Source organism: Dawidia soli, assembly GCF_018598185.1.
GTDB classification, from domain to species: Bacteria; Bacteroidota; Bacteroidia; order Cytophagales; family Cyclobacteriaceae; genus Ohtaekwangia; species Ohtaekwangia soli.
This window is the reverse complement of sequence record NZ_JAHESC010000072.1, coordinates 1-25,953: the sequence shown is the minus strand read 5'-3', so window position 1 is coordinate 25,953 and position 25,953 is coordinate 1. Positions and strand designations below refer to the sequence as shown.

17 protein-coding genes and 1 pseudogene are annotated in these 25,953 nt (G+C 56.9%); 12 read left to right on the top strand and 6 right to left on the bottom strand.

Annotated features, from left to right (window positions below):
- Window positions 1-275 (bottom strand): annotated as a pseudogene (locus tag KK078_RS28745) (hypothetical protein); the annotation flags it as partial.
- Window positions 276-371: 96 nt separating this feature from the next.
- Here KK078_RS28745 and KK078_RS28740 point away from each other — a divergent pair.
- Window positions 372-1,139, top strand: coding sequence for a DeoR/GlpR family DNA-binding transcription regulator (locus KK078_RS28740; RefSeq protein ID WP_254094138.1), 768 nt, complete (start codon window positions 372-374; stop codon window positions 1,137-1,139).
- Window positions 1,140-1,142: 3 nt separating this feature from the next.
- Here the strand turns inward: KK078_RS28740 and KK078_RS28735 are convergent, their stop codons facing one another.
- The gene (locus tag KK078_RS28735) at window positions 1,143-1,286 is read right to left on the bottom strand and encodes a hypothetical protein (protein ID WP_254094136.1); all 144 of its coding nucleotides are present in this window, start codon (window positions 1,284-1,286) and stop codon (window positions 1,143-1,145) included.
- 120 nt (window positions 1,287-1,406) lie between these two features.
- On the opposite strand from KK078_RS28735, the gene KK078_RS28730 reads away from it, so the two are divergent.
- Window positions 1,407-2,876, top strand: coding sequence for a CCA tRNA nucleotidyltransferase (locus tag KK078_RS28730; protein ID WP_254094134.1), 1,470 nt, complete (start codon window positions 1,407-1,409; stop codon window positions 2,874-2,876).
- A gap of 30 nt (window positions 2,877-2,906) precedes the next feature.
- Here KK078_RS28730 and KK078_RS28725 read toward each other — a convergent pair whose 3' ends face one another.
- Entirely contained in the window at window positions 2,907-3,311 is a 405-nt protein-coding gene (locus KK078_RS28725) for a response regulator (RefSeq protein ID WP_254094132.1), read from the bottom strand.
- Window positions 3,301-6,342 carry a PAS domain-containing sensor histidine kinase gene (locus tag KK078_RS28720; RefSeq protein ID WP_254094130.1) on the bottom strand — a complete coding sequence of 1,014 codons (3,042 nt, stop codon included), beginning with the start codon at window positions 6,340-6,342 and terminating at the stop codon, window positions 3,301-3,303. Before KK078_RS28720 ends, KK078_RS28725 begins: the two co-directional genes overlap by 11 nt.
- A gap of 207 nt (window positions 6,343-6,549) precedes the next feature.
- Between KK078_RS28720 and mscL the strand changes: the two genes are divergently transcribed.
- Window positions 6,550-6,942 (top strand): large-conductance mechanosensitive channel protein MscL, encoded by a 393-nt coding sequence (gene mscL, locus KK078_RS28715; RefSeq protein ID WP_254094129.1) that lies wholly within the window; start codon window positions 6,550-6,552, stop codon window positions 6,940-6,942.
- Between the two features lie 241 nt (window positions 6,943-7,183).
- On the opposite strand, the gene KK078_RS28710 is transcribed toward mscL, so the two are convergent.
- Both KK078_RS28710 and KK078_RS28705 read right to left on the bottom strand, forming a co-directional pair.
- Complete coding sequence (locus tag KK078_RS28710) at window positions 7,184-9,877, bottom strand: CHAT domain-containing tetratricopeptide repeat protein (RefSeq protein ID WP_254094127.1); 2,694 nt, start codon at window positions 9,875-9,877, stop codon at window positions 7,184-7,186.
- 3 nt (window positions 9,878-9,880) lie between these two features.
- Window positions 9,881-10,822, bottom strand: a complete 942-nt coding sequence (locus KK078_RS28705; RefSeq protein WP_254094125.1) for a hypothetical protein — start codon at window positions 10,820-10,822, stop codon at window positions 9,881-9,883.
- A gap of 89 nt (window positions 10,823-10,911) precedes the next feature.
- On the opposite strand from KK078_RS28705, the gene KK078_RS28700 reads away from it, so the two are divergent.
- The 9 genes from KK078_RS28700 to KK078_RS28660 all read left to right on the top strand — a co-directional run bounded on the left by KK078_RS28700 (window position 10,912) and on the right by KK078_RS28660 (window position 25,829).
- The gene (locus KK078_RS28700; protein ID WP_254094122.1) at window positions 10,912-11,604 is read left to right on the top strand and encodes a response regulator transcription factor; all 693 of its coding nucleotides are present in this window, start codon (window positions 10,912-10,914) and stop codon (window positions 11,602-11,604) included.
- Entirely contained in the window at window positions 11,594-12,955 is a 1,362-nt protein-coding gene (locus KK078_RS28695) for a HAMP domain-containing sensor histidine kinase (RefSeq protein ID WP_254094120.1), read from the top strand. The genes KK078_RS28700 and KK078_RS28695 overlap by 11 nt, the downstream gene beginning before the upstream one ends.
- A gap of 371 nt (window positions 12,956-13,326) precedes the next feature.
- Complete coding sequence (locus KK078_RS28690; RefSeq protein WP_254094118.1) at window positions 13,327-15,504, top strand: peptidase domain-containing ABC transporter; 2,178 nt, start codon at window positions 13,327-13,329, stop codon at window positions 15,502-15,504.
- 7 nt (window positions 15,505-15,511) lie between these two features.
- Window positions 15,512-16,807: an HlyD family secretion protein gene (locus KK078_RS28685; protein ID WP_254094116.1), complete on the top strand. Its 1,296-nt coding sequence runs from the start codon at window positions 15,512-15,514 to the stop codon at window positions 16,805-16,807.
- A 10-nt stretch (window positions 16,808-16,817) separates the two neighbouring features.
- Window positions 16,818-18,266 (top strand): TolC family protein, encoded by a 1,449-nt coding sequence (locus tag KK078_RS28680; protein WP_254094114.1) that lies wholly within the window; start codon window positions 16,818-16,820, stop codon window positions 18,264-18,266.
- A gap of 319 nt (window positions 18,267-18,585) precedes the next feature.
- A complete protein-coding gene (locus tag KK078_RS28675; RefSeq protein WP_254094112.1) occupies window positions 18,586-19,863 on the top strand; it encodes a TolC family protein in 1,278 nt (425 codons plus the stop codon).
- A complete protein-coding gene (locus KK078_RS28670; RefSeq protein WP_254094110.1) occupies window positions 19,820-20,950 on the top strand; it encodes an efflux RND transporter periplasmic adaptor subunit in 1,131 nt (376 codons plus the stop codon). The genes KK078_RS28675 and KK078_RS28670 overlap by 44 nt, the downstream gene beginning before the upstream one ends.
- A 9-nt stretch (window positions 20,951-20,959) precedes the next feature.
- Entirely contained in the window at window positions 20,960-24,064 is a 3,105-nt protein-coding gene (locus tag KK078_RS28665; RefSeq protein WP_254094108.1) for an efflux RND transporter permease subunit, read from the top strand.
- A 466-nt stretch (window positions 24,065-24,530) separates the two neighbouring features.
- Window positions 24,531-25,829 (top strand): M20/M25/M40 family metallo-hydrolase, encoded by a 1,299-nt coding sequence (locus KK078_RS28660; RefSeq protein ID WP_254094100.1) that lies wholly within the window; start codon window positions 24,531-24,533, stop codon window positions 25,827-25,829.
- Window positions 25,830-25,953 lie beyond the last annotated feature (124 nt).

Sequence of the window (25,953 nt, the reverse complement as noted above, 5' to 3'; positions counted from 1 at the left end):
GAAACAAAGAATCCCGCCGGCAAAGCAAACAGCACCGCGCCCAAAGCCGAAGCCGTAAGATGAAGATCTTCCTGGATCGTCGGGATGCGCGACGCCCAGCTGGCAAAACATAACCCGTGCAGGAAAAACAGCAGCCCCACCGCCAGCCGGTTCCGGCGCAGGGACGGCGGCATCGTTCCGGCCGGCAACGAAGATCCTGCTGCTGTCAGGCACTTGCCCGCCGGCTCAGGGGCAATCAGTAACTCATTTCTGTTGATTTCAGCGATCGTGCTCATAATTGCAATATTTTGCAATAAATGTATTGATATTGCTCAATATTGCAAATAGTGGTACCGAAATAGTGCGATATATCGCTTATGAACTGTTAAAAAATGCATAATATTGCAATTATGCTAAAAGAAGAGCGATTTCAGTTGATCCTGCGGCAGCTTTCGGAAGACCAGAAAGTGACCTTAAAGGCATTGGCCGAACGGCTGGCGGTATCCGAGTACACGGTACGCCGTGATCTGAAGGAATTGACCGACCAGGGATTGTTAAAAGCCGTACGCGGTGGTGCTGTGCCGCATTCGCCCACGCCACATCATTTTTCAGACCGGCTGCATTACAAGAGCGATGTAAAAAAGGTCATTGCCGAAAAGGCCGTGGGCCTGGTACAACCCGGGCAGGTGATCGCCTTCGACAGCGGTACGACCGCCATGGCCATTGCCAGCATCCTGCCACAAGACATGGAGATAACGGTTGTTACCAACAGCTTCCCCGTGGTGAACGTGCTGGAAGCGCATCCTAAAATTGAAGTATTGTTTGCCGGGGGGAGATTGTACAAAAGCGCTTTTACAACGGTGGGCCACGACACCTTGAGGTTCTTTAAGAACATCCGCGCCGATATATACTTCATGGGCATCTGCAGCATACATCCCACGATCGGCGTCACGACCATTAACTATGAAGAAAGCGAGGTGAAAAAAGCCATTGTCGACGTGTCCAAGCAGGTCATCGCGTTGAGCACGCACGAGCGTATCAACACGGCCGAAGCCTTCTTCATTTGCCCGGCCTCGTCGGTCAATATGGTCATTACCGACGAAGACGGAATATCCCTGGCCGAGCAGACCTTTAAAGATTCGGGTATCGCAGTCCTGTAGACGTCAATCCAATGCGTGCACCGTCACCCAGTACCGCCAGGCCACCACGGCCTTGTCGAGCCTGGATAAGTGATTGATATCCCGCTTGCTGTAGCGGGGCAGGATCAGCCGGTTGACCTTGGCGAGAACTTTAAAAAAAGCTTTCATAAAGCAGTTGCACGTACAATATCGTGCCCGCAAAGCTAACAAACCCCTCAGAAACTTTGTTCGTGTATGCCCTACATCCTGCCGGATTGCCTTACCTTTGGCGGCTGAATAAAGTTTTGCATGAACCTGGCCTCGTCCCTCGAACACCCCGTATTTAAAGCCATCGGCGCCGCCGGCGACCAGCTTGGCGTCGATACCTATGTAGTAGGGGGGTACGTCCGGGACCTTATTTTACAGAGGCCCTCCAAAGACATCGATTTTGTATGCGTGGGCAGCGGTATTGCCCTGGCCCAGGCCGTCGCGCGCCAGCTCGGCCCCAATGTGCATGTAAACGTGTTCAAGAACTTCGGCACCGCGCAGATCCGCTACGAGGAGCTCGAGCTGGAATTCGTCGGCGCCCGCCGCGAGTCTTATCGCAATGACTCGCGCAAGCCCATTGTAGAAGACGGCACGTTACAGGATGATCAGCAGCGGCGCGACTTCACCATGAACGCCCTGGCCATCAGCCTCAACAAAGCCACCTTCGGCACCCTGGTCGATCCCTTCGACGGCATCGCCGACATGAAGAAAAAGACCATCCGCACGCCGCTGGACCCCATCACCACCTTCTCCGACGACCCCCTGCGCATGATGCGCGCCATCCGCTTCGCCTCGCAGCTGAGCTATGACATCGAGCCCGATACCTATGCGGCCATCGTCAGCCAGGCCAACCGTATCAAGATCGTATCGCAGGAGCGCATCACCGACGAGCTCAACAAGATCATCCTGAGCCCCGTGCCCTCCTATGGCTTTAAGCTGCTGTACAACACCGGCCTGCTCAAGATCTTTTTCCCCGAGCTGGTGGCGCTGTACGGTGTCGAATCCGTCGGGAATAAATCGCACAAAGACAACTTCTACCATACCCTCCAGGTGCTCGACAACGTGTCGGTCGTATCGTACGACCTGTGGCTGCGCTGGGCCGCCATCCTGCACGACATCGCCAAGCCCGCCACCAAGCGGTTTGATAAAGCACACGGCTGGACCTTCCACGGCCACGAAGACAAAGGCGCCCGCATGGTGCCCAATATCTTCCGCCGTCTCAAGCTGCCGCTCAATGAAAAGATGCTCTTCGTGCAAAAGCTCGTACGCCTGCACCTGCGGCCCATCCCGCTGGTAAAAGAGGTGACCGACTCGGCCCTGCGCCGCCTGCTGTTTGATGCCGGCGACGAGATCGACGCGCTGATGGCGCTCTGCCGCGCCGACATCACATCCAAGAACAATGAGAAGGTAAACCGCTTCCTCAGGAACTTCGACATCGTCGAACAGAAAATGGCCGAGGTGGAACAGAAGGATAAGATCCGCAACTTCCAGCCGCCCGTCACCGGCGACGAGATCATGGACATGTTCCAGATCCCGCCCAGCCGCATCATCGGCGACATCAAAGAGCAGATCAAGGAAGCCATCCTGGAAGGGGAGATCCGCAACGACCGTCAGGAGGCCCTGACGCTGTTGATGAAGATCGCCGCCGCCAAAGGATTGACCCTGGTCAAAGCACCCCATGACCTGGCTACCCCCCAGACGCCGGTCTCCGGCCCCCGGACAGCCGAGTGATTCTTGCACGCACGTGGCGCAACGCGGTCGCTAGGCAGCGGCTTTCAGCAGCTCGATAAATTTTTCGCGGGTCACGGGCTTGATGATATACTCCCGGACGTCGGCATGCTGCCGGGCCCGGTCCATGTCCCGCGGGTCGATGGAAGAGCTCACCATGAAGATCTCGATCGGCTTGGACAGGTTGGTCTTTAGATCCGCATAGTCATCCAGGAACATCCAGCCGTCTACAAACGGCATATTTATATCCAGAAAGATATAGTCCGGCAGCGTTTCCGACTCGCGTGCATGGTGGCGCAGGAAGTCCAGGGCGTCTTCGCCGTTGTCGAATTGCAGAATGTGGTCCGTTAGCTGGGCGGCTTTGAGCGTGAGTGATGCCGTGAGCTGAAACACCTTGTCGTCGTCTACAAGGGCAATGATGGGAGCTTTAGTTTCCATCCGTCAGGTTCTTGGTGAAATTGATATAGAAGGTCGTGCCCTCGTGTGGTTTACTCGAGAGGGTGATTTCCCCTCCCATGGCCTCAATTTGATTTTTTATCATGAATAATCCAATACCCCGACTCTCCGGATGGCGATGAAAGGTCTTCCGCAGCTTGAACACATGGTGACCATACCGCTCCAGGTTAATGCCCAGTCCGTTGTCGCTCACTTCCAGGACCAGGTCCTTGTGGTAGTAATACGTTTTTAGTTGGATGATGGGTGCCCTTTCCGGTGAATTATATTTTAAGGCATTGCTCAGCAGGTTCAGCAGGATGCTCTCCAGGTATATCTTCGGATAATGCACTTGCGGCGCTTCCGTAAAATCGCAGAGCAGTTGCGCCCCCGTCTCGGCAATGCGCGCCGTCAGCATCGCCCGGGTCAGGTTGAATGAGTCGTCAAACCGCAGCAGCTGCTTTTCGATGTTCTTGTTCTGCTTGATCTTGAGCACCTCGTTCAGCTCGTGCAGCGTGGTCAGCGTAATATCGCCCGATTCTTTTAGCAACTTCAGGTACTCCGCGCGCTGCTCATCCGTCTCTGCCGTTTCAAAGAAGCTCAGCAACGTCAGGATATTACCGACCGGCGAGCGCAGGTTGTGCGACACGATCTGCGTAAACTCCTCCAATTGTTCGTTCTTGCGTTTCAGGTCTTCGGTCAGCGCCAGCAGCTTGTTGTTCTGCTCGATGATCTGTTCTTCCGCACGCTTCCGGTCGCTGATATCCCGGAACTCCGTCACGCGGATCGTCTTGCCCTGGTAAGGGATCATCTTTGCCTGGATCTCCAGCGCATACCGCGTCCCGTTTTTGCGTACGCCGGTCACATCGTAGGTCTTTTCATATCCCCCGAGGATCTTCTCCATAACATGGTCACGCCATTCCGTCGCGATCAACGCGAGACCGTCCATGCTTTTCAATTCCTCTTCGCTATAGCCGGTCATATCGCATAGCCCCTGGTTGCAGTCCAGGATACGGCCGTGATCGTGCAAACCGATTCCGCCAAACGATGCCTGTTGCAACGTCCGGAAGCGTTGCTCGCTTTCCCGAAGCGCGATGTCGGCCTTGCGGCTTTCGGTAATGTCGTGCGCCGTGGCGATCACAACATCCTGTCCGAAGTATGTACCCCGTTGCTGGGTGACTTCCAAAATGGCTACCTTCTTATCCTTTGTCGAACCATACCAGATAAACATGCTCGGGTAACCCTGCCAGGCGCGCTCGGTCGAGATCGCCAGTGCTTCCAGGTCATTCTTGCCCGGCACCGCCAGATCGATCGGGTGCTTGCCGATCAGCTCCTCCTTCGTGTAACCATACATTTCATATCCCCGCTTGTTGATGTCGAGAAATACGCCCTGGCGGTTTTGAATATAGATCGGCTCAACAGTATTAAAGAGGTCGCGGAAGCTGGCCTCGCTTTCGCGCAAGGCATTGACCATGGCATTTTGCTGGGTGATGTCCCAGGCCGTGGCGATCAGCATATCCTGACCGAAATAAGAGCCCTTCTTCAAACGCACTTCCTTCAGGAAGATCTCGCCATTGGCCTTGCGGCCCCACCACTCGAACGTCTGCGGAATGCCCTTCAGCGCGCTCATCGTCATCTGTGCCAGCGCCTCGAAATCGTTACGTCCCTCGGCGGAAAGAAATGCCGGCGTGCGTCCGATAAAGGCTTCCTTCGGGTAGCCGTACATAATGCAGGCCCCGCGGTTCACATCGGCAAAGGTGCCGTCCGGATGTTGAATATAGATCGCTTCGCCCACGGTGTCGAACAGCTCGCGATAACTTTGTTCACTGCGGCGCAGCGCCTCTTCGGCCGTCTTCTGCTCGGTAATGTCCTGTGCGATGCCGATGACCTGGAGCACCGTACCCTGGCCATCCTTTTTAAAGACCGTGTTGCGCGACAGCATCCAGCGCCATTCGCCGTCGCGGTTGCGGATGCGCAGCTGTACCTCCTGGGTAAAGCCCAGCGGCTCGTTCGTCCAGCGGGGTATCCGCGGCAGGTCTTCCGGGTGAATGACCGACGGTATGAACAGATCACCCATCGCTTCGACTTCCTGGCGGCTGTACCCGGTCAGTGACACGCCGTTGGTGTAGACGTATTTATACCGCTGTACATCCAGTACGTAGAGCATGGCCGGCATCGAGCTCTCCAGGCTCTCGCGAAAAAGCTCGTTCTCGCGAAAGACCTCTTCATAGCGCGTGTGGCGCGAGTAGTCCTGCATCGACCCGAGCATGTGCACCGCGTGGTCGCTGCCCATGGTCATGAAAAAGCCTTTGTCATGGATGGCGATATACTCGCCGTTTTTTTTACGAAAGCGATATACCTGCTCGTAGGGTTGCAACGTGCGTGTAGCGATACCGATCTCGCGGGCAACGGCCGCACGGTCGTCCGGGTGGATCAGCGATTCCCAGGTGTCGACGTTGCCCATCTCCTCGGCGCTATAGCCCAATACCTCGCGGATCACACCGTTCCAGCGGATGCTGCCCGACTTCAGCTCATAGTCGTATACCACCTGGCCCGTGGCGGCGGCAATCAGCTCGTAGCGTGCCTGCCACGCATCGCGGTCCAGGTCGGCCTGCTTCCGGGTGGTGATGTCGTGCACCGAGCCCAGAAGCGTAACCGGCACACCCTGGTCGTCGCTGACCACCGTGCCCCACGACTCGATCCAGCGGATATCGCCCAGGGCCGGGTTGGACCGGTGCTGTACAAAGTAGCTCGTTTTATGTTCCAGGCTGCTATGGATGGCTTGAATGACCTTGTTCCGGTCGTCGGGGTGGATCAGGCTGCTATAGCCGGCAAATGTACCCGGTGGCGACGAGGGCGAAATACCGAAGATGGTATACACCTTGCCCGACCAGGTGATCGTGTCCTGCGGAATGTTCCATTGCCACAGACCGATCTGCGCTGCCTCCAGGGCCTGCAGCAAAAGAAGCTTATTGCCGTGCAAATCTTCGGAATGGTGCCCTGGCGTTGCCTGGCCATCGGTGTTCATTTTTTTCATGATAATGCTCTTTGCCGTTTAGCAGCTAGCGGTTTTTGGGGGGGAAGGGCGTGTAACGTAATTTGTATAAAAGATACATCTTTTTACCACATCTATAAAAAACCGATGTCGCAAAAAGTCATCAAATACAGAGAACCTTTCGACGTTCCGTTTGTTGTTTCCCACGGGGCATGGTATTTTTCGGTCTGAACCAAAGACTCTACCCATATGTTTAAAGAATTCAAAGAATTTGCCCTCCGGGGTAACGTCATCGACCTGGCGGTCGGTGTAGTCATCGGCGCCGCCTTCAATGCCATCGTCAGCTCACTGGTAGCCGACGTATTCATGCCCATCATCGGGATCCTGACCGGGGGCCTGGACTTCTCGAACCGGGGCTATAAATTCGGCGATGCCGTCGTCGCCTATGGCAAATTCATCCAGGCTATCTTTATCTTTATCATTACCGCCTTTGCCCTCTTCCTCTTCGTAAAAGCCATCAACAGCCTCAAACGCAAAGAAGAGAACAAACCCGCCGACGCCCCCGCACCCCCGCCCGCCGACATCCAGCTTCTCACCGAGATCCGCAACCTGTTAAAAAAACAGGACGTAACAAAGCCTTAAACTAAATATAAAGCCGCCCGACGGCCGCCTGGTAAGCTGCGCGCGTAACGCAAAAGCGAAAGGGGTAGCAGGGGCGTAGCCCCTATACAAATGTAGCATCTGGTTCAAGTCTTCCGACCGAAGGGAGGGCGACTTGGACCCAGCATGATTCGTGCAAGAATGGAGGTGGTCTCCCGACCACCGGCCGCCCCGCAAATTGTTTTCAAGCCCCACAGGCAACAGCCATCACTGGTATTTATAACTAAAAGCCGATCAGCACGAACGGAGCCCAATAATAAGGCGCCGCATACTTTCCATCCCGGATCATCCCCAACTTCGTCTCCCGCAACGTCCCGGCAAACATCCCTGTCGGCGTGTCCAGCGATCGCCCATAAAACGCCGCCATCAACACCGATGTAGACTCATCCGCCACGCTCCAATACGATACCAGTATATTCTTCGCCCCCGCATACACCAATGCCCGCGACAACCCGATCACCCCCTCGCCCTTGGAAAGTTTACCCAACCCGGTCTGGCAGGCCGACAACGTCACCAGGCTCGCCCGGAGGTTTAAATTGTACACCTCTCCGGCAAAGAGATGCCCGTCTTCACCCGCTCCCGGCTGTAAAAAGATCCGCGACAGCTCCGGGTGGGCCTCGTCGACTATCCCGTGCGTTGCAAAGTGCAGATAAGTATACGTATCGAGGCTCCCGGCCTTCACGCGGCCCTCGTCCGCTTGCTGGCGCAGGTATACCTGCGACGTCAGCTTTTGGGTGCTGAAGCGTTGGGCAATGGCGTTTACCTCCTTTTCCGTGCCCGGCAGGTCGTTCAGGTTGTCTGTCGCCGGAAACGTGACAGGGGCGCACAAAAAGATCGATGGCGACGCCGAAGGCGGTTGTGGCGCCGGCTTTTGCAGTATTAAGCCCGCCGAAAATTCATAACGGATGCTATATTGCTTGATCAGGTAAGGGTAAGCAGCATACCCTATATTCTCCGTCCCCGCCCGGGAAGGGGTCAGCAACGTCTCGAACGGCAGTGTGCTAAGCCGCCCCGTGGGCAGGATCACCAGGTGCTCGATCCCGTCCAGTTGATGATACGGGATCAACAACGCCGACAGGTAATCCGCCGACAGCCGGTACGTTTCCTCGTTGTTGAACAACAAGCTGTTCCGCAGCCCCGTGATATACCGGTCAAACTCCCGGGTAAGCGCATGCTCCGTAATGCGGAACTTTTTCTGCGACAACATAAAGACATACAAGCGGCTGTTCTTTTCATCGATAAAATAGCTCAGCAGCGCCGTATGCCCATCCAGGCGTGCCTGTAGCTGACGGGTGGAAGGCGCCGAGCTGTTAAAACGCAGGTTGAAGTAGTCGGGGAATTGTTGCTCCAGCCGCCGCGTGTAGGCCGCATAGTTACGGTTCAGCGTAAACAGCGCCTCCCGAAGGCGTTTCTCTTCGGCCGCCTCGGGTTTCAGTGCCAGCTTCTGCGCGCACTGCGCGATCGAGGCCTTCAGCTCCTTTTCGTCTTCCAGCAGCACAGCCGGTATGCCGGCAAAAGCCTTCGCATTGGCTTCCGTGATCGCTTCTTGCAATACCGCCGACTTGCTCTTCTCGGCAAAATAAAACGCCAGCTCGCGGTATACCTGTTTGTGGAGCGCGACATCCGCCGCTTCAACGGCCATGCGCACGCCATCGGCATATACTTCGTTGGCCGTCACACCCAAACTGATCTTGTCGTTCTCGCGGGTCGTCTGCTGGCGCAGTTTGTCAATGAGCGTGTCGCACAACTGCAGCGTTTGCAGGGCCGACGTCAGGTCTGAGAATTTCAGTGTTCGCCCGTAGTATCTGGCTTCTAATGCCTGAGCCTTTGACAGCAATGAATATAGCAGCACGTTGCCGTCGTAAATGTCGCGTAAGGGAGGGTTGCGGGAGATATCCTTGTGTTGAAAGCTTGTTATGTTCGCTTGCAAGGCTCGTTGATAATAATCCAGCGCGCCGTCGTAGTCGCGGGCGGCCAGCGACAAGCTACCCAGCGCGTTCAGCACCCGGGCCAGCTCGGGATGACGCAGGCTGTAGCATTCGGCATACATCGTGCGGGCGCGCTCGTAAAAGGCCCGCGCCGCCTTCACATCGCCGATCCCTCGGTACGTCTCACCCAGGTTGAACAATACAAAAGCCTTCGCCGGATGGGACCCCGGGTATACCTTCTCGTTGATCCGGAGCGCCGACTCGAAGTTGTTCACAGCGTCGCCGTACAATTCTAAACGCCGGTATAAAAAGCCCGTGTTCGTACGGGCAATGGCGATCTTGGGATGCTCCGCGCCATGCAGGTGCTGGTAAATAGCCAACGCTTTCTCGTAGTAGTCCAACGCCTTGTCGGCATCCGTATTACTGAACACCAGGCCCAGGTCGTTGTACGAGGCCGCGATCAGCTCGTGGTTCGCCGGCAATAATTTCTGACGGTAGGCCAGGGCCACCGCCAGCTGCTCCTCGGCCTGCGTATACTTGCCCGTAGCCCGGTATAGATTGCCCAGGTGCGACAGCGCGAGCGCGGCCTCCAGGCTGTTCGCACGGCCAGCCTCTTCCAGGCGGGTGATCGCAAGCTGCAAGGCCTCCTGCGACTGATCGTTGCGACCCTGGTTCAAGTATAACAGACCCCATTGTGTTTGCACCAGGCCCGCCAGGTACGGCGTCGTCGCCGCCGGCGTGATCGTCTTGAGCAGGGCATAAGCATCGTCAAAACGCCCCAGGCGGACCAGGGCTTCGGCTTTCCTCGTTTGAAGTAATACGCGTGTAGCCGCATCGGTGGTGCGGGCCAGCGTGGCGTCCACGAGCGTAACGGCACCGGTATAGTCGGCGTCCTGAATAGACTGGTCGATGGAAGCGGGCAGGGTTTGTGCGGCAACCTCACCGGCAACGGCCAGGAGCAGCGCGAGCAGCAGGCAGAAAGATCTCATGACTCAGAACCGGTAATAATAACTTAACGTCGATACAAATTCACGCTTCAGGCCGTCCGTGTTCGGATCGCGGTTTACGATCTTTTGCCCCAGCAACATTTTGATCCCCGACTGTACATTAAAACTATAGCCCGTACTGAACAACGCCGTCAGCGCCAGCCCGGTGCTGCCGGCCTGTGCTACCCGGTCGCCCGTACCCAGCGTGATGCGGTCGTGCGTAATGCGGTAGATCGGCAACAGTCCCAGCGTAAAGTTGAGACGCGAGAACCGGATGTTACGTTCCACACGAAACATCACATCCGTGCCGCGACGCAGGTCGTTGGCGATCGAATACCGGTGTATATAGTCCATGCTTTCGCCGCTGCCTTCCCACCGCGACCAGAGGAACTTGTTGCCGTTCCGGTTAAAGGCATGTTGGATGCCCGTGGCGAACAACCACTTTTTGCTGATCACCGAAATGCCCGCCACACCGTCATATGTGCCCAGGCTGGTCTGGTAATACATGGGCAGCGGCCGGCCGTTCTCGTCCAGGTCCGAGTGATTGGTGGGAATTTTGCCGCCCACCGATACGTTGATATCATAGGTACCATTGGTAAACACATTGCGTGTCACACAAAGCGAGACATCGCCCAGGCTGGACGTGTTGCCCAGCCGGCCCGACACCGCCTGGTACGGCAGCTTCACCTGGAACGACGTTTTTTGATTGAGGCTGAAGTTCATGTCGGCCGTCGCCACATACACGACCGGTGTAAGCGTCGTCTTGCCCCGGTAAAAGGTCAGCTCCATGGAGCGAAGGCGAAACTCGATCTTTTTGTTGAACGGCTGGTCGGGCTTGAGCGCACCCATGGTACAGAAACCGGCGTCGCTGCAACCTTGCGCCCGGAGGGCGAGGGGAGAGGCCGCCAGCACCACACCCAGTGCCAGGGGTAAGAATGTCTTGAACATATTCGGCTGCCCCGGCAAACACCGCACAGGGTAACAGTTTTGGATTTCGGGACTAAAATTACTTCTTTTAAGCATTGCCAGACGACGCTTTGAAAAAAATACTCCTCGTTGAAGACGACCACCGGCTTTCGCAGTCGGTCGCTGCCGCCCTGGAAAAAGACGGCTATACCTGCGTGCCTGCCTACGACGGACAAATGGCGCTGAAAGCATTCCAGCAGGATACCTATCACCTGGTGCTGCTGGACCTCAACCTGCCCAAAATGAACGGCATCGACCTCTGCGACCGCTTCCGGCACATGAATCCCGCCATACCCATTCTGGTAATCACCGCCTTTGGCGATATCGACAGTAAAATGGAAGCCTTTGAGACCGGCGCCGACGACTACCTGGTCAAACCCTTCCACCTCAAAGAGCTGCAGGCCAAAGTAAAAGTGTTCCTCAAACGCGCCGAGCAGCCTGCCGCCGCCGAGCCCGTGCTGCAGCTGCCCGATATCCGCCTCGACCCCAATAAAAAAGTGGCAGTCCGCGAAGGCAAAGAGATCCACCTGACACCCAAAGAATACAGCCTGCTGGAGTACCTGCTGCGCCACAAAAAACGTATTATCTCCAAAGACGAGCTGGCCATGAACCTCTGGGATGCCAACTACGGCGTTACGCACAACACCATCGAGGTATACATCAATTTCCTACGCAACAAGATCGACAAGGACTTCGACAAGAAGCTTATCCTCACCAAGCCGGGGTTCGGGTATTACCTAAACGATCAGCGCGATGAACTTTAAGACGCGCCTCACCCTGCTCTTCGTAGGGTTATTCGTCGTGGTGCTCACCGCCATCCTCAGTTTCATCTATATTCTCTACGCCGAGTTCCGCCGCGAAGAATTCTTCGAGCGCCTGCGCGAGAAAAGCTTTACCACCGCCAAGCTGCTCACAGAAGTAAAGGATATGGACCTGGAAGTACTGAAGATCATCGACCAGAACTCCATCAATAAATTGTACGACGAAAAGATCCTCATCTTCGACTCCACCAACCGGCTTATCTATAGCAGCCTCGACGATGAAAAGATCCCGTACTCGCCTTCGCTCATCGACCAGATCCGCACCCATGCCGACCGGTATTATGTCGACGAGGATGGCGACGAAGTCGTTGGCGTACACTACAAAGACCAGGGCCACGACTACGTCATCCTGGCCTCGGCCTACGACACCTATGGCATCGGCAAGGTAGAAAGCCTCAAGACCCTGGTGATCATCGCCCTGGTGTTGGGCTCGGCGCTCATCGCCGTCGCCGCCTACTTCTATATCCGCCAGGTGTTCCGCCCCATCGACGACCTCAACAAATCGATCCAGACCATTACCGAAAATAATCTGCACGAGTTTATCCGCGTCAGTAAGAACCGCGATGAGCTCGACAAGCTGGCCATAAACTATAACGAGATGTTGGCGCGCCTTTTCAAAGCCTTCGAGTCGCAGCGGTCCTTTGTACGCCACGCCGCCCACGAGCTTAAGACGCCGCTGGCCATCATTCGCGGCAAGCTCGAACGCCTCGAAGACCTCAACATGGACGGCCATCCCGAAGTCGGTAAATTACTGGCCGGCTTGTCCGACGACGTCGACGGGCAGGCCACCCTGGTAGAGTCGTTGCTGTTGATGCAGCGGCTGCAATCACAGGTACCGATCAACACCGGTCCCATTCGGGTCGACGAGCTGCTATACGAAAGCGTCCGCGAGCTGCAGGTAGTATATCCCCAGCAGGTGGTACAGATCGACATCGATGCCTCCGTCGAAGCCGAAGAGCAGCTCACCGTCGTCGGTAACGAGCTGTTGCTAAAGATCTGCTTCCGCAACCTCATCGCCAACGCAGCCCTCTATGCCACAGCCCCGCGGCTTACCGTCGACCTCGCCAAAGTCCCCGAAGGCCTGCGCCTGCGCTTCTCCAACCCCGGCGAGGAGCCCATCCCCGAAGGCATGATCTTCGAACCCTTCTACCGCCCGGCCCGCGAGCAGGAAAAACCCGGCCACGGCCTGGGCCTCTCCATCGTCCGCCAGATCACCGACCTCACCCACGGCGCCGCCACCTACCACTACAGCGAAGGCCACCACGTCTTCACACTGGTATTCGCACACATGTAGTAATTGCTTGTCGGGTAGGAAAGTTTCCGGATACATTTTACGCTTGAAAGAGTACTCCGACTGCCTTCGCAGCATGAGCCACTTCGTAGGGGCGTTTTTCAAATAGCCGCCGTTTGCCCACTTTCTATCATGCAATCGTTGTAGGTGTTTCTAATACTTTTCTAAGGATTTTCTTATCCCGCTCTAAGACCGGGTGGCAACTTTGCGCACCAAAATGTTCATGACCATGCGGTTAATCCAGGCATAAAATTTTTAGGTCAGCCGGTTGACGTCAATTTGAACGTACTATACAGTGGACCGATGCCCTCGGGAGACCCGGCGGCTAACCGCCGGTATCCGGGGGCAGACGATCAGAATTTCCAGAAAGCATAATGACAAACAATTCAATCATACGGATACTCCGCGAGGGAGGACTGTTGCTGAAGCATGACTTCGATCCCGCCGTGCTTCGGTTTGTGGAGATAAACAACCGGCCGTATGCACGCGATCAGTTCGCGGAATTCCGCAACGACCTGATCGAGGCCGGCAGCAAGGTCCGGATGTTGTTCCTCGAGCAAACACAGCCGGCCGAGGCATTGCCCGCATTCGTGAAGGAAAATCGGTTGCCGGCCCTGGTGTTTGCCGAGCAGCCGCAAGGCCTGGTACCCATGTTATTGTACTATGAGCAAAAGCGCCTGCGATTTGCGCTACTGCCCGCCGACGAGAAACTGGCAGTGACTGGCGAGTCCCCGGACCTGCAGCACCTGCTCCAGGACGAACAGGGATGTGCCGTGGCCTTTGTGCTCTACTCGTACCGTAGCCTGGTGAGTGAGTATGCCTACGACAGTGACGCTATACCCACACCCATGCATCCCGTACGGCGGTTTGTCCGGCTGTTGTCGACCGAGCGCAGGAACATCCTGTATATATTGTTCTATTCGGTCGTTATCGGGCTGACCAGCCTGATCCTGCCGGTCGGGATCCAGAACACTGTCCAACTGGTGTCCGGCGGCGTGTTCTTCAGTTCGATCTATGTGCTGATCGCCGCCGTGATCCTCGGTATTCTATTTACCGGCGTCCTGCAGATCATCCAGATCACCCTGGTGGAGTACCTGCAGCGACGGGTATTCACCAAGGCGGCGCTGGAGTTTGCCTTTCGCATTCCGCGCATCCGCCTGGAGTCGATCATGAAGAGCTATGCTCCCGAACTGGTCAACCGGTTCTTCGATGTCATCACGTTGCAGAAGGGGCTGCCCAAGCTGCTCATCGACCTGACGTCGGCCGTCGTACAAATCGTGTTCGGGCTCATCCTGCTGTCGTTGTACCACCCGTTCTTTGTGTTCTTCAGTTTCATGCTCGTGCTGATCCTGTTCCTTATTTTCCGGTTCACCGGACCGAGCGGCCTGCGGTCATCGATCGACGAATCGAAGTATAAATATAAAGTGGTGCAGTGGCTCGAAGAGCTCGCGCGCGCATTGAAGTCGTTCAAGCTGGCCGGCAACACCGATCTGCCCATGCGCAAGACCGACACGAATGTAAGCGCCTACCTCAAGTATCGCAAGGCACACTTCCGGGTGCTGATCACGCAGTTCTCGTTCATCGTAGTCTTCAAGACGGTGATCACGGGTGCGCTGCTCATCATGGGCGCTTTGCTGGTGGTCGACCGCCAGATCACACTCGGCCAGTTTGTCGCCTCGGAAGTGATCATCATCATGCTCCTCAACTCCGTGGAGAAGGTGATCACCTACATGGACGTGGTCTACGACTTGCTCACCGCAGTAGACAAGGTTGCGCAGATCACCGACCTGCCGCTCGAGAAAGTGGGCGGGCTTGATTTCCCCCGCCTGGGTAACCAGGGGTATCTGGTACAGATCAAAGGCCTGAAGTATAAATACCCGGGCACGTCCACGTATGCCCTGCACGGGGTGGAATTGACGGTACAACCGGGCGAGCGCATTTGTATCGCCGGCCCCGGCAACGCCGGCAAAACAACGCTTACCAATCTGGTGGCGGGTATTCACACCGACTACGAAGGGATCATTACCATCAACCACTACTCGCTGCGCGACCTCGACATCCGCCACCTGCGCGACAGCATCGCCAAGAACATCTCACCGGAAGACATCTTCGACGGTACGATCCTCGAAAACATAACATTGGGAAGCCCCGCCCGTACCGTCGAAGACGCCATCGCGGCCATTCGTTCCGTGCACCTGGAGGATGAGATCAACCGGTTGCCCGAAGGCCTGAGCACACACATCGTGAGCGGGGGCAAAGGCTTCTCGAGCTCGTTTATTCATAAACTGATCCTGGCACGCTGCCTGGCCAAGAAGCCGTCGCTCATCATCCTGAACGACTTCTTCTCCGGTCTCAAGCGGCAGCAGAAGCTGGAAGTGTTACAGTCCGTCATGGATGAACGGGCACCGTGGACGCTCATCGCCGTGTCGAACGATCCGCTGGTGATGGCAGCCTGCGACCGCGTCATTTTACTCTACGACGGCCGCATTTCCGAAGAAGGAACCTTCACCGAGCTGCAAAAAAGAGGGACGATCAACCAATACATCGAATAACAGGAGTATGATGAAACTATCCGATCAGGACGTAGGCCCGCTCATTCAGGCTGAAAACCGATACTCGCTGCGCGCGCTGGAAACACCCCGTGCCGGCGTCATACTGGCCCGTTGCCTGCTGGCGATGGCAGTCGTGCTGCTGCTGTTTATGTTCCTGCCCTGGCAGCAGAATATTCGCGGCGCAGGCAAGGTGACCGCGCTCAACCCCGCGCACCGCCCGCAGACCGTGCAGGCCGTCATTGCCGGCCAGATACAAAAATGGCACGTGCAGGAAGGCCAGTACGTGGACGCGGGCGATACGATCGTCACCATCCGCGAGGTAAAAGAAAAGTACTTCGACCCGCAGCTGCTCGAGCGCCTGCAGGAGCAGCTGGCGGCCAAGAAGAGCAGCCTGGTGGCGAAGCGCGAAAAAGCCGACGCCCTGCGGCGACAGATCGTCGCGTTGCAACAGGGCCGCGACCGTAAGATCGAACAAAGCAAAGCAAAGCTGGAGGCCGAGCGGGTAAAGTTCCGGAACGCCGAAAACCAATATCAGCGGAATAAGAAGCTCTACGAGGCCGGCAACATTCCCCTCACGAAGTTCCAGGAGATCACCTATAAATACGAGGGCAGCGTGGCCGATTACCAGAACGCACAGGTAGAGATCGAACGCCTGCGCGCCGAATACGAGGAGAAGATCAGCAAGTCTCATTCCGACCTCAACGCCACCGAGTCTGATATCTTCGACAGCGAAGGCGAGATCTCGAAGCTCACCAACGAGTACGCCAACACGCGTATCCGCAACAACCAATATCAGATCACGGCGGCACAGGCGGGCTACGTCGTGCGCGCGATGAAAGCCGGTATCGGCGAAACCATCAAAGAAGGTGACGCCGTCTGCACGGTCATGCCCGAAGCGCGCGACCTGGCCGTGGATATGTATGTCAAGGCCATGGACATGCCGTTGATCAGCAAGGGCCGCCATGTGCGCATCGAATTCGACGGGTGGCCCGCGCTGCAATTCTCCGGCTGGCCGAGCGTCTCCGTGGGGACCTTTGGCGGCACCGTCCAGGTCATCGACTACTTCAGCTCCGAGCCCGGCACATTCCGCATCCTGGTCACCCCCGACAATAGCCACGACGAGCCCTGGCCGCAGCAGCTGCGCATCGGCTCCGGCGTGCGCGGATGGGTGATGCTCGACGATGTGCCCGTGTGGTACGAGATCTGGCGACAGCTCAACGGCTTCCCGCCGAGCCTGTATACAGCGCCCCTCGACCAGGCCCTGCCGGCAAAGGGTGGCACCGACTCCAAAGAAAAAAAATAACGGTTATCCTATGCGAAGCATCAGTTGCCTGATCCTTTTCCTGCTCGTACACGTCGCTTCCGCGCAGGTGTCCCGCGACTCGCTCTTTCACCTGCCCGACAGCGCCCGGCCGTTTACGCTGGAGAATTTTTATGAAGTTATTCTCCACCATCACCCCGTAGCGCGCCAGGCCAATTTGCTCCCCGAGATGGCCCGCCAGGAGATCCGCCTCGCCCGCGGTCACTTCGATCCCAAGCTCGAGGCAAGCTATCTGCTGAAACAATATAAAGGCACCGAATACTATCGCCTCTTCGACGCCGCCCTGAAGGCGCCCACGCGCTCGCCCGTCACACCCTTTGTAGGCCTGGAGCGCAACACCGGCGAGTATCTCAATCCCGAGCACTATATCTCCGGCGAATACGACTATAAACAGCTCTATGCCGGCATCACGGTCCCCCTGGGACAGGGACTGCTCACAGACGAACGCCGTACGGCGCTGCGACAGGCGGAGCTGTTCCGTACGCTGATGGAGGCCGAGCAGGTCAAGGTCATCAATAAGCTGTTGCTCGACGCCGCAAAAACTTATTGGAGCTGGTACCACAGCTACTACAACTACCGGCTGTCCACCAATACCCTCGCCGTTGCCGGGGAGATCTTCCGCCGCACAAAAAATAACTTCGAAGGCGGCGAGGCGGCGCCGGTCGATACCGTCCAGGCCCGGATCACGTACCTCGAGCGCGCCGTCAGCCGCCAGGAGGCCTATACCGAATACCGCAACAACGGGCTGGCCGTGTCTACGTTCCTCTGGGACAGTCTTCAAAATCCCGTCGAGCTGCTGCCACAACATGTACCGGTACAAGAAACTGCCGTTTTCACGCTCACACCGGCCGCCCTGCAGGAGCTGCTCGACCAGGCCAAAGCCAATCATCCCGAGTTGCGCAAGCTCAACGTCAAGCTGCAGCAGCTTGCCTACGACCAGCGACTGGCCGCAGAGTTCCTCAAGCCCAAGCTGAACGCATCGTACTATATGCTCAACCAGCCTTTCTATCCCGAAGGCGTACGCAACGACTTTACCTTCGACGATAACTTCAAGCTCGGCATCGATTTCTCCTTCCCCATCTTCCTGCGCAAGGAGCGGTCCAAGGTAGCACAGCTGAAGCTCAAGGTGCGCAACACCGAATACGACCGCGAGCTCACCTCCCGTCAGATTGTAAACGACCTGCAGGCAGCCTACAACCAGCTTCTCAACAACGGTATAATTCTGGAACAGCAACAACGAATGGTCGAGCATTACCACCGCCTGATGAACGCCGAGCTGACCAACCTCGAAAACGGCGAAAGCGACCTGTTCAAGATCAACGTCCAGCAAGAGAAACTTTTCCAGGCCGAATCCAAGCTCATCAAGATCATGGCCGAATACGAAAAACAGAAAGCCGTCCTTTACTGGTCCGCCGGCGTACGCCCGTTGGGCGGAGCCTGAGAGCAAAAAAATAAAACGATAACAAGGTGGTAAATAAATTCTCTTAATTTCTACCCAGCCTTGAAAGGGCGAAACACAATACAATTGTTTTCGAGCTCCAATGGTTGGGAAACGGACCTACACAACCCCTGACCGCAAACGCCCTCTTATAATCGCCAGCAGTAACCCGCGTATGCTGTTTAAAAAATACCCCGCACACTGAAACACAACCATCCATACGCGAATCCCCGGCTAAAAACTACAGTAAAGTACATACATACTTTAAGTTTCTTTTAAGCCCCCCTTTAAGCCCCTCTAAAGTTCACGCTCGTTCTTTTGTATGAAACACAACAAAAAGAAAAAGATGCGTGTATTGCTGGTGTCCTTCATCTGTTGGCTAACCGTCGTTACTGTTCACGGGCAGGACACCCTGCAAGTTTCCCTGCAACAGGCCGACAGCCTGCTCATGGTCCGCAACCTGTCGCTCATCGCGTCGCGGTATGAAGTAGACATGGCCGATGCCCGCAAGGTGCAGGAAAAGCTCTTTACCAATCCCGAGCTCTCCACCGAGTGGAGCCTGCACAACCCGTCATCCGGAAAATGGTTCGACGTAGGCGCCAACGGTCAGAAGATCATACAGCTTGAAAAAGTATTTCGCATTGCCGGACAGCGCAAAGCCTCCGTCCGCCTGGCCGAAGAAGAAAAGAAGCTCACGCAGTGGCAGTATTATGAATTGGCGCGCAGCCTCAAATACGAGCTGCACGTGAGCTACTACCGCTATTATTTTCTCAACAACGCCGTCACCAACATCGCCTCGCGTCTCGCGTTGCTCAGGAACCTCATCTCCATCTATGAAGAGCAATATGCCAAAGGCAACATCTCATTGCAAGAATTGACCCGCCTCAAGTCGGTATACTTCGAGATCAACAACCAGGTGAATGAAACGCGCACCGAGCTGGTCCGTCTCGAACAATCGCTGCAGCTGCTGCTGGCAGATGATCGTCCTGTGCGGCCGGCACCGGCGGCGACGGAAAGTATGCTGGGCGTAATGCCCACGGCCACGCTACCGGACCTGGTAACCCGCTCGTTGGAAAACCGCCCCGAGATCCAGGCCGCAAAGAGCATCGGGAACCAGCGCGCGTTGCAATATGCGCTCGAGCGCAAGAACGGCATTCCCAACCTGACGGCCGGCGGCGTATACGATCAGGCGGGCAGCTATGTGAACAATTATACCGCCCTGCAGGTCGGCCTGCAGATCCCGCTCTTTAACCGCAACCAGGGACGCATCCAGGAAGCCAGGCTGGGCGTGGCCCAGTCCCAGGTGCTGCGGCAATCCAAACAGCAGGAAGTCACGCGCGAAGTGGAGTCGGCGTGGAAGATCTTCCAGCTGCTCGACGCGCAGTACAAAGCCGTAGGCACGGACTTCGAAGCACAGCTGGAGCTGTTAAGCAAAGGGCTGGTCAGCAACTACAGCAAGAACAACCTGTCGCTGTTGGAGTTTACCGACATGTTCGAGTCCTATAACTCCAGCATCATCGAGCTGAATCAATTAAAAGCAGATTTAACCAAATCATATGAAGAACTTAACTATGCTGTCGGTGAAGACCTGCAACGGTAGGTATAACGTGGCCCTGGTGTGGCTGGCACTGGTGGCCGTGCTCGTGACAGGCTGCCACAAGGAAGGCGCCACCGAGAGCCCCGAAAGCAAGACCTTCGTGCTGAGCGAAACCATGCTCAAGACCATTATCCTCGACACCGTGGAGCAACGACCCGTAAACGGAGCGTTGAACCTCAACGGCAAGATCGTCGCCGACGAAAACCGCCTGGTGGAGATCTTTCCGATCGTAGGCGGCAACGTCGTCGAGGTCGACGCCGAGCTGGGCGACCAGGTTAAAAAAGGACAGGTGCTCGCCACCATCAAAAGCAGCGAAGTAGCCGAATACGATCGCCAGCTGATCGATGCCCAGTCCGACGTGCTGGTGGCGCAGAAGAACCTGGCCGTGAAGCAAGACCTGTATAATTCCAAACTCTCGTCCGACCGCGAACTGATCGCCGCGCAAAAGGAGTTGGAAAAAGCCGAAGCCGCGCTGAAGCGCATCACCGAGACCTTCTCCATCTATAACTTCAACAAACAATCCGAATACCGCCTCAAGGCGCCCATCAACGGCTTCATTACCGACAAAAACATCACCCGTGACATGACGCTGCCCTCGGGCCACAGCGAGAGCGTCTTTGCCGTGGCCGAGCTCGACGAAGTGTGGGCCATCGCCAATGTATACGAAAGCGACATCGCCCGCATCCGCGAAGGCATGGACGTGGTGATCACGACCATCAGCTACCCCGGTGAGCAGATCCGCGGCAAGATCGACAAGATCTTCAGCGTGCTGGATCCCGACACCAAAACCATGAAAGTGCGCATCCGCATTCCCAACAAAGACTTCCGGCTCAAGCCAGAGATGCTGGCCACCGTAAAAGCCATCTACCACGAAAACAAAGAACTGCCCGCGGTGCCGGCGTCCGCCATCATCTTCGACAACAGCCGCCAGTTCGTCATGATCTTCAAAGACCGTTATAACATCGAGACCCGCGAAGTAGAGGTATATAAAACGACCGACGACACGGCCTGGCTCAGCGCCGGCGTACAGCCGGGCGAAGTCGTCATCAGCCATGATCAGCTGTTTATCTACGACGCGCTTAACGACTAGGAGGGAAGCATGAACAAGCTCATCAAGAACATCGTTGCGTTTTCGCTCAAGAACCGGTTCTTCACCTTCTTCTGGGTGGCGATCATGATCGTGGCCGGCATCGTGAGCTACCGCAACACGCCCATCGAAGCCTTCCCCGACGTCACCAACACGCAGATCATCATCGTCACCGAGTGGCAGGGGCGCAGCGCGCAGGAAGTGGAGCGCTTTGTGTCCATTCCCATCGAGGTGGCCATGAACTCCGTACAGCGCAAGACCAACGTGCGGTCTATCTCCATGTTCGGCCTGTCGGTCATCAAGATTATCTTTGACGACGACGTCGAAGACTTCTTCGCCCGCCAGCAGGTCAACAACCAGCTCGTCAACGTCAGCCTGCCCGAGGGCGTCGACCCCGAGGTACAACCGCCGTACGGTCCCACCGGCGAGATCTTCCGCTATGTGCTGACCTCCAAGGTGAAAGACACCCGCGAGCTGCTCACCATCCAGAACTGGACCATCGACCGCCAGCTGCGCGCCGTACCCGGCGTAGCCGACGTCGTCGCCTTTGGCGGCCGCGAAAAGATCTACGAGATCCAGGTGAACCCCGCCTTGCTGCAACGCTATGACATCACGCCGCTGGATGTATACGAAGCCGTCAACAAAAGCAACATCAACGTCGGCGGCGACGTGATCGAAAAGAACGGACAAGCCTACGTCGTGCGCGGCATGGGCCTGCTGAACTCCGCCGAAGATATCGAGAACATCATCATCGAAGCCCGCGCCGGCGTGCCCGTGCTCGTCAAGAACGTCGCCACCGTGCTGCAGTCGGATCTGCCACGCGTCGGCCAGGTGGGCCTGGACAGTAACGACGACGTGGTAGAAGGCATTGTCGTGATGCGCAAAGGCGAAAACCCCAGCGACGTGCTGAGCCGCGTCAAAGCCAGGATCGAAGAGCTGAACACCCACATCCTGCCCGGCGACGTACGCATGCAAACGTTCTACGACCGCGACGTGCTCATGACGTATACCACGCACACCGTCATGCACAACCTCATCGAGGGTATCATTTTCGTCACCGCCATCGTCCTGCTCTTCATGGCGGACTGGCGCACCACGCTGATCGTGTCCATCATCATCCCGCTGTCGCTGCTCTTCGCCTTCTTTTGCCTGCGCATGAAAGGCATGAGCGCCAACCTGCTGTCGCTGGGGGCGATCGACTTCGGCATCATCATCGACGGTGCCGTCGTGATGGTCGAGGGACTCTTCGTGGCGCTCGACCACACCGCGCAGCACTACGGCATGGACCGCTTTAACAAGATCAGCAAGCTGGGCCTGATCAAAAAGACCGCCGCCCGCACGGGCAAAGCCGTGTTCTTTTCCAAGCTCATCATCATCACGGCGCTGCTGCCCATCTTCTCCTTCGAAAAAGTGGAAGGCAAGATGTTTTCGCCGCTGGCCTATACATTGGGCTTTGCGCTGCTGGGAGCATTGACCTTTACACTCACGCTCGTACCCGTGCTCAGCTCGGTGCTGCTGAAAAAGAACGTACAGGAAAAACATACCTTCATCGTGGCTTTCTTCGACCGAATCGTGTCGAAAGGCTTCCGGTGGACGTTCGCGCACAAAAAGATCAGCCTCGGCGTAACGCTCGTCGTCGTAGCCCTGACGTTGTTCTCGACAAAGTGGATGGGTACGGAGTTCCTGCCGCAGCTCAACGAAGGCGCGCTGTGGGTGGAAGCCAAGATGCCCATGAGCATGTCGCTGAACGAAACCGTCAAAATGGTCCACACGCTGCGCGACGAGATCAACACCTTCCCCGAAGTGAACGGCGTGCTGTCGCAGACCGGCCGCTCCAACGACGGTACCGACCCCAGCGGCTTCTACTATGTACAGATGCAGGTGAACCTCAAGCCCAAAGACGAATGGGAGCGCAAGATCAGCATGGACGATCTCATCGAAGAGATGGATAAAACGCTGAAGAAGCACCAGGGCATCAACTACAACTACTCGCAGCCCATCATCGACAACGTAGCCGAAGCAGTAGCCGGCATGAACGCCAACAACGCCGTCAAGATCTTCGGCCCCGACCTCGACAAGCTCGACGAGCTGGCCAGCCAGGTGCTGGCGCAGATCGAAAACGTGCCGGGCATCAAAGACGCCGGCATCCTCCGGAACGTAGGCCAGCCCGAGATCCAGATCCGCCTGCACGACCACAAGATGGCGCTCTACGGCGTCACCACGGCCGATGCCCAGGCCGTGATCGAGATGGCCATCGGCGGAAAGACCGCGTCCGTGATGTACGAAGGCGAGCGCAAGTTCGACATCCGCCTGCGCTTCCCCTACGAATACCGGCGCTCCGAAGACGAGATCCGCGACATCCTCGTGCCGACGCTCAGCGGCAGCAAGGTGGCGCTGAGCGAGATCGCCTCGATCACCTCCATCACCGGCCCGGCCTTTATCTACCGCGACAACAACAGCCGCTTCATCGGCGTGAAGTTCACCGTACGCGAACGCGACCTGGGCAGCACCATCGCCGAAGCGCAAAAGAAAGTGATCGACAAAGTAAAAGTACCCCAGGGCTATACCATCCAGTGGACCGGCGAGTTCGAGAACCAGGTACGCGCCACGGCCCGCCTGGGGCAAGTGGTGCCCATCAGCCTCATCGGCATCTTCGTGCTGCTGTTCATCATGTTCGGCAATGCCCGCGACGCCGGCCTGGTATTGATCAACGTGCCCTTCGCCGTCATCGGCGGCATCCTGGCGCTGCACGTCACGGGCATGAACTTCGGCATCTCCGCCGGGGTAGGCTTTATCGCCCTCTTTGGAATTTGTGTACAGAACGGCGTGATCCTCATCACCGAGTTCAATGAAAATATGCAACGCAACATGCGTTTACCGGAGGCCATCGCCCTCGGCGTCAAGCACCGTACCCGTCCCGTGGTCATGACCGCGTTGATGGCGTCCATCGGCCTGATGCCCGCCGCCTTGTCTACCGGTATAGGATCTGAGAGTCAGAAACCGTTGGCCATTGTGATAATCGGGGGGTTATTTACAGCCACGGTTCTGATTCTCTTAGTATTTCCTATCGTCTACGAACGCGTATACCGTCATACCGACGCCCCCAAAACGGCGTGAGCGTGAGCGCGACGCATACGCTTGCCGTTTCGTGGATGATCCTGTTAGTTAGGTTTGGTTTAGGTTTAGTTTAGAGGTTTGTGTTTAGAGGGGTTGGTTGCCGTCGGTGCTCCGGTACTTACGGCAACTTTGTTTTTAGGGAAGCGTGCGCTGACGACGCAGCAAAGAAAAGGCGGTCGGAGACCGCAGCCATACGTGGCACCGGTGACACGCCTGCGCTTCGCTGGGCGTTAACACCGGCGCCAGGTATAGGAGATGTATGCAAGCAAAGGCATAGCCCTGAAGGGGCGAAACACAATAGCCCAGGCTGAAGGCCTGGGGTTGTCGTGCGAGAGAAAGCGGAGCCCTGTAAGGGCGTAACAGATCGGTCACGCCGGTAACGTCGTATCTGGGCAACCATGCAAACACACCGCCCGCGCCGTCACCGGCGATTGCAAAACACCGACCATGCCCGTATCTTACCACCATGAAACCGCTATCCCCCGCACTGATCCTGGCCCTGGGCCTGACGACTATAGCCTCCTACGCCCAGCTCACCCCCCTCGAAAAAAAGATCGCTGCCAACGTCGACAAGCACAACACAGAAGCCATGGCCCTCTGGAAAGAAGTCGTAAACATCAACAGCGGCACGATGAACTTCGAAGGCGTCAGGAAAGTAGCCAATGTCTTTCAGGCAAAGCTCGACGCCCTCGGCCTGACCACACGCTGGATCGATGGTGCACCCTTCCAACGGGCGGGCCATCTCGTCGCGGAGCACAAAGGCAAAGCCGGCAAAAAAACGATCCTGCTGATCGGCCACCTGGACACCGTCTTCGAGCCGTCCAGCCCCTTCCAGGAATTCAAACAACTGAATGACACCACCGTCAGCGGCCCCGGCGTAGCCGACATGAAAGGCGGCGACGTCATCATCATCCAGGCATTACAGGCATTGAAAGACGCCGGCGTATTAAAAGACCTGAACATCATCGTCTACCTCTGCGGCGACGAAGAGAACTCCGGCGAGCCGCTCGCCCTGGCCCGCCGCGACCTGATCGAAGCCGCCCGGACGGCGGACATCGCGCTGGGCTTTGAAGACGGCGACGGCCGCTTCGAAACCGCCACCATCGCGCGCCGCAGCTCCACCGACTGGCAGCTGACCGTAAAAGGCGTACCCGCACACTCCTCGCAGATCTTCACCGACAAGATCGGCGCCGGCGCCATCTATGAAGCCAGCCGCATCGTATATACCTTCTACGAAACATTGTCGAAAGAGCCCAACCTCACGTTCAACCCCGGTATGATCCTCGGCGGCACCGACGTAAAACATACCGCCGACCAGAACCTCGGCACCGCCTTCGGCAAAAGCAACGTCGTAGCGCAGGACGCCACCGTCACCGGCGACATCCGCGCCATGTCCCCCGAGCAGCTGAAGAAAGCACAGGAAACCATGCAAGCCATCGTCGCCAAACACCTGCCGCAAACACAAGCCACCCTGGTGTTCGGCGAAGGCTACCCGCCGCTTGCCCCAACTCCCGGCAACTATACGCTCCTGGAGACCTTTAACAAAGTAAGCCTGGACCTGAACCTCGGCCCCGTCCGCGCCGTCAACCCGCGCGACGCCGGCGCCGCCGACATCTCCTTTACCTCCGGCTACGTCGACATGGCCATGGACGGCATCAAAGTCCGCAGCGCCGGCGGCCACACCATCCACGAAACCGCCGACCCCCGCACGCTACCGTTACAGACGAAGCGCGCCGCGGTGTTACTGCATAGAATCGGTAAGTAACCTCTGGCGCAAGTCTGAGCGAAGCGGTGACTTGTGCCGACGACGGTCGCCAGTTTTTAATTGGCGCCCGTTTTGGCCAAAGGCGGTGGGGTTTAAACAACAGCCGGCCCCCCCGACGTGGTTG